5 protein-coding genes and 1 pseudogene are annotated in these 3,971 nt (G+C 64.9%); 3 read left to right on the plus strand and 3 right to left on the minus strand.

The features are described 5' to 3' along the window. From MOV75_RS29665 to MOV75_RS29675, 3 genes are all read right to left on the minus strand, one after another. A partial coding sequence (locus tag MOV75_RS29665; RefSeq protein WP_247007100.1) for an SDR family NAD(P)-dependent oxidoreductase occupies positions 1-675 on the minus strand: 675 nt, incomplete at its 3' end. Between the two features lie 11 nt (positions 676-686). Then, a complete protein-coding gene (locus tag MOV75_RS29670; protein ID WP_246930884.1) occupies positions 687-1,238 on the minus strand; it encodes a carboxymuconolactone decarboxylase family protein in 552 nt (183 codons plus the stop codon). Beyond that, positions 1,216-1,914 (minus strand): TetR/AcrR family transcriptional regulator, encoded by a 699-nt coding sequence (locus MOV75_RS29675; protein ID WP_246930882.1) that lies wholly within the window; start codon positions 1,912-1,914, stop codon positions 1,216-1,218. The genes MOV75_RS29670 and MOV75_RS29675 overlap by 23 nt, the downstream gene beginning before the upstream one ends. Before the next feature lie 207 nt (positions 1,915-2,121). On the opposite strand from MOV75_RS29675, the gene MOV75_RS29680 reads away from it, so the two are divergent. From MOV75_RS29680 to MOV75_RS29690, 3 genes and pseudogenes are all read left to right on the plus strand, one after another. Continuing rightward, complete coding sequence (locus tag MOV75_RS29680) at positions 2,122-3,087, plus strand: tripartite tricarboxylate transporter substrate binding protein (protein ID WP_309486854.1); 966 nt, start codon at positions 2,122-2,124, stop codon at positions 3,085-3,087. A gap of 25 nt (positions 3,088-3,112) precedes the next feature. Continuing rightward, positions 3,113-3,652 carry a VOC family protein gene (locus MOV75_RS29685; protein WP_246930878.1) on the plus strand — a complete coding sequence of 180 codons (540 nt, stop codon included), beginning with the start codon at positions 3,113-3,115 and terminating at the stop codon, positions 3,650-3,652. 141 nt (positions 3,653-3,793) lie between these two features. Further along, positions 3,794-3,971 (plus strand): annotated as a pseudogene (locus MOV75_RS29690) (SAM-dependent methyltransferase); the annotation flags it as partial.

The raw sequence follows: 3,971 nt of genomic DNA on the forward strand, positions 1-3,971 counted from the left end.
GGCGCCGGCTTCGCGGCCGTTCGGGGTGTCGACGAGGCCGGGATAGACGAGGTTGGCACGGATGCCGCGGCGCGAACCGAGATGGGCGATGTTGCGCATCAGGCCGCCAAGCGCGGCCTTTGAGGAATCATACACTGCCATCTGCGATCCCGCTTTCAGCGCGGCGATGGAGGAGATGAAGACGACGGCGCCGCCATCGTCGAATCTCGGCATCGCGGCGCGGCAGCATAGCATGGGACCGCGGACGTTGACGTCGTAGATCCTGTTCCACTCCTCGGGGCTGACGGCATCGAGTCCGACCTTGCCGAAGGTGCCGATGTTCAGCACCATGCCGTCGAGCCCACCCATGGCGCGATGCGCCTCCTCGATCATGCGGACGACGTCAGCCTCACGCGTGACGTCGGCCGTGATGGCAAAGCCCTCGCCGCCTTCATCGGTGATATGCTTGACGGTCTGCTGCGCGGAGGTGTGGTTGAGGTCGGCGACCGCGACCTTGGCGCCCTCCCGCGCGCACAGAATGCTCATGGCGCGGCCGTTGCCGATCGGATCGATGGCGGCGTCGAACACGCGCTGGCCGCCGCCGACGATCAGGATGCGGCGCCCCTTCAGACGCCCCCTGCCCGGCGCCTCACCCAGAGATTCCGCACTCGGCGGGCGGACGTAGGTTTCCGTCATCTCAAGCCGCCCTACTTCTTGCCGCCGTCATAGACCGTCATGCCGGCGGCGGGATCGAGATCGGTTTCGGTCGCTTCCGTGAGGCGCGCCATCATCATGTAGAAGCCGAGCGCGACGATGGATTCCACGATCTCCTGGTCGCTGAAATGTTTTCGCGCGGCAGCGAACGTGGCCTCGGGGACGCGGACGTTCTCGACCACCTCGCGGCCGAATTTCAGCAGGGCGCGCTCGGCCTCGTTCAGCGCGGCGGCGTCGTAGTCCGCTCGCTCGACCGCATCGACCTGCCCTTGCGTGCAGCCGACGCCGAGCGCGATCGGCACGTGCTGGCGCCATTCATAGGCGCCGCCCTCGAGCTGCGCGGCCTGAAGGATCAGCAGCTCGCGGTAGACCGCCGAGAGCTTCTGCTTGTGCAGGATCGAATTGCCGAGCCGCATCGCCGGGATCATGTTGGCCTCGGCATGGGCCATCATGCGAAAGATGTTGAGCTTGACCGGCATGCGGTCGAACGAGGCGCGGATGTCGCCGCTCGTCGTCTCCGGATCAATCAGGGGCAGCCTTGCCACGGTTCTCTCCCTTGGGCTTTCGTTTCTTGTTGTCGGTATCGTCGCCTGCCGCGATCAGCGACAGGAAGAAAGCGAGATAGCGCTCGATCGCCTCGATCACCTTGGATCGCGGCGAGGGCGCGGCGCCCATCACGTAATGCTCGAGACGGATGTAGATCAGGCCTGCCGCGAACAACCGCGCGGTCTCGCGCGGATCCGGCGTCTTGACCAAACCGGCGAGCGCGAAGCCGCGAAAATAGTCCGTCATCAGGCTCTGCTCGCGCGCGTAGAAATGATCGGCGAATTTGGCGCGGATGCCGGGCACGCGGTTGCGCTCGGCCGTGATGACTTTCTGGAACTGGTGCTCGCGCGGGTCGGACCATTGCTCGACGAGGTCGAGCGCAAACTGGCGGCAGAACGCGGCGGGCTGGCGCGCCAGCTGCTTGTAGCGCGGCTCTTCCAACCGGCTTGCCGAGCTCGCCGGGCCATGCTCGCTGACGATCGCCTCCAGGATCGCGGCCTTGCCGGGAAAGTGGTTGTAGAGGCTGCTTTCGCGGATGCCGACGCGGCGCGCCAGCTCGCGCATCGAGGCGCCGCCATAGCCGCTCTGCGCGAACAGGTTGAGCGCCTCGTAAAGAATGCGCTCCCGTGTCGTGGGCGCAGCCGCTTCCGCCGCGCTTGTGGGAGGGACAGCCATGGGTGCTTGACTAACGAACGATCGTTCGCTAGTCAACCGTACGAACGATCGTTCGTTTTTCATGTCCTATGCGACGATCCTCGACCGCGACGCAGAACATCTCTGCGTGAGCGCGGTGGCATTCAACTCCGCTCGATAAGCGGAGAGCAATTGGGAGACAACGACATGGCACGCCTCGCCCGCTTTTTGCCCGCGCGGCAAACCATCATGACGCTTTGCGTCGTCTCATCGTCACTGCCGGTCCTGTCTGCGGCGGCGCCCGCATACGCCGAGGATCCGGCCGCCTACCCCACGCACAAGATCAAGATGCTGCTGCCTTATGCCGCCGGCGGCGGCGGTGATGTGGTCGGCCGGCTGCTCGCGGACAGGATGGGCAAGACGCTCGGACAGAGCATCTATATCGAGAACCACACCGGCGCTGCCGGCACGCTCGGCACGCAGATGGTCGCGACTTCGCCGAATGACGGCTACACCATCACCGTCGGCGGCATGACCACGCATGTGCTGGCTCCCGCCATCTATCCAAAGCTGCCCTACGATCCGATCAAGGATTTCACGACCATCGGCCGCGTCGGGACGTCCTCGATCATGCTGGTCGCGACCAAGAATTTCGCCGCCAATGACATCAAGGGCCTGGTCGCGCTGGCCAAGAAGGGCGAACCAGTCCAGTACGGCAGCTGGGGCGTCGGCTCGACCGGACAATTTTGCGCGGAAATCCTGATGCAGCAGACCGGCATCAAGATGGACCACGTGCCGTTCAACGGCATCGCAAAACTAGCCGGCGACCTGCTCGGCGGCCACATCTCGCTCGCGACACTCGACGTGGCGACGGCAACGCCGCTGGTGAAGGACGGCTCGATCAAGGCGCTGGCCGCCTGCGGCGAGCGTTCGCCGAGCCTGCCTGATATCGCCAGCTACAAGGAGCAGGGCGTGCCGTTCGACCGCAGCCTGTCCTGGGCCATGTATGCGCCGGCGGGCCTCGCTCCCCCGATCGCACAGAAACTGTCGGCGGCGCTGAAGGACGCGCTCGGCGATGCCGCCGTGAAGGAGAAGCTGCTCGGGCTCGGCATCACCCCGCAATTCGTGCCCGGCGAGGAGCAGCGCGACATCAACGCCCGCGACATCGCGGCCTGGAAGCAGGTTGCCAAGGACGCGGGCATTGAGGTCAAGTGAATTGGCTGACAAGAGGAGCGCGGGCATGAGCCGCATCTTCGGCGCGGTGCGCCAGAACGGATATGTGGTGCGTGACATCCACGCTGCGATGAAGCACTGGATCGAGGTGATGGGCGTCGGCCCCTGGTACTACATGGACCGCGTCAAGACCGACTGGTTCCGACATCGCGGTCAGGATTCGACTGTCGAGATGAGCATTGCGCTGGCCAATTCCGGCGATCTCCAGATCGAGCTGATCCAGCAGCGCAACGACGCGCCCTCGCTGTACAGGGAATTCCTCGACGCCGGTCACGAAGGCCTCCAGCACATGTCATATTGGAGCCATGACTACCAGGCGCTCTACGACAAGGCACTCGGGCTCGGCTACAGGATCGGCCATGAGGGCCAGATCGGCGGCGACAAGGGCCGCTTTGCCTATTTCGACACCCAGGCCCATCCGGGCACGGTGATCGAGATTTCCGACATCAGCGGCACCAAGGGGCCGTTTTTCGAGAAGGTCCGGCAGGCCGCGAAGAGCTGGGACGGCACGCGGCCGATCCGCGAGGTCGGCGGGGCAAAATCGTAAGGCGCCATCAGGGACTTCGCCAATGCTGTCCGAGAGCGCGCAAGGCGATGCAGGAACCGGCGGGGGTTAACGTCATTGCTGGCGCGGTAGACGGCGATCCATGGTAGGATGAGCCCGCATTCGAACCTGCAGCGAGGCAACATGTCCGACACTGACAAGGTTTTCGCCGGCTCGATTCCGAAAATCTACGACGAGTATCTCGTCCCGATGATCTTCTCCGTCTATGCGGAGGACATCGCACGTCGCGTCGCCGCCCGCACTCCCTCCGCGCTGCTCGAGATCGCCGCGGGCACCGGCGCAGTGACGCGCGCCGTGGCAG

The sequence above is a fragment of the Bradyrhizobium sp. PRIMUS42 genome (genome assembly GCF_023006515.1).
Taxonomy (GTDB): Bacteria; Pseudomonadota; Alphaproteobacteria; order Rhizobiales; family Xanthobacteraceae; genus Bradyrhizobium.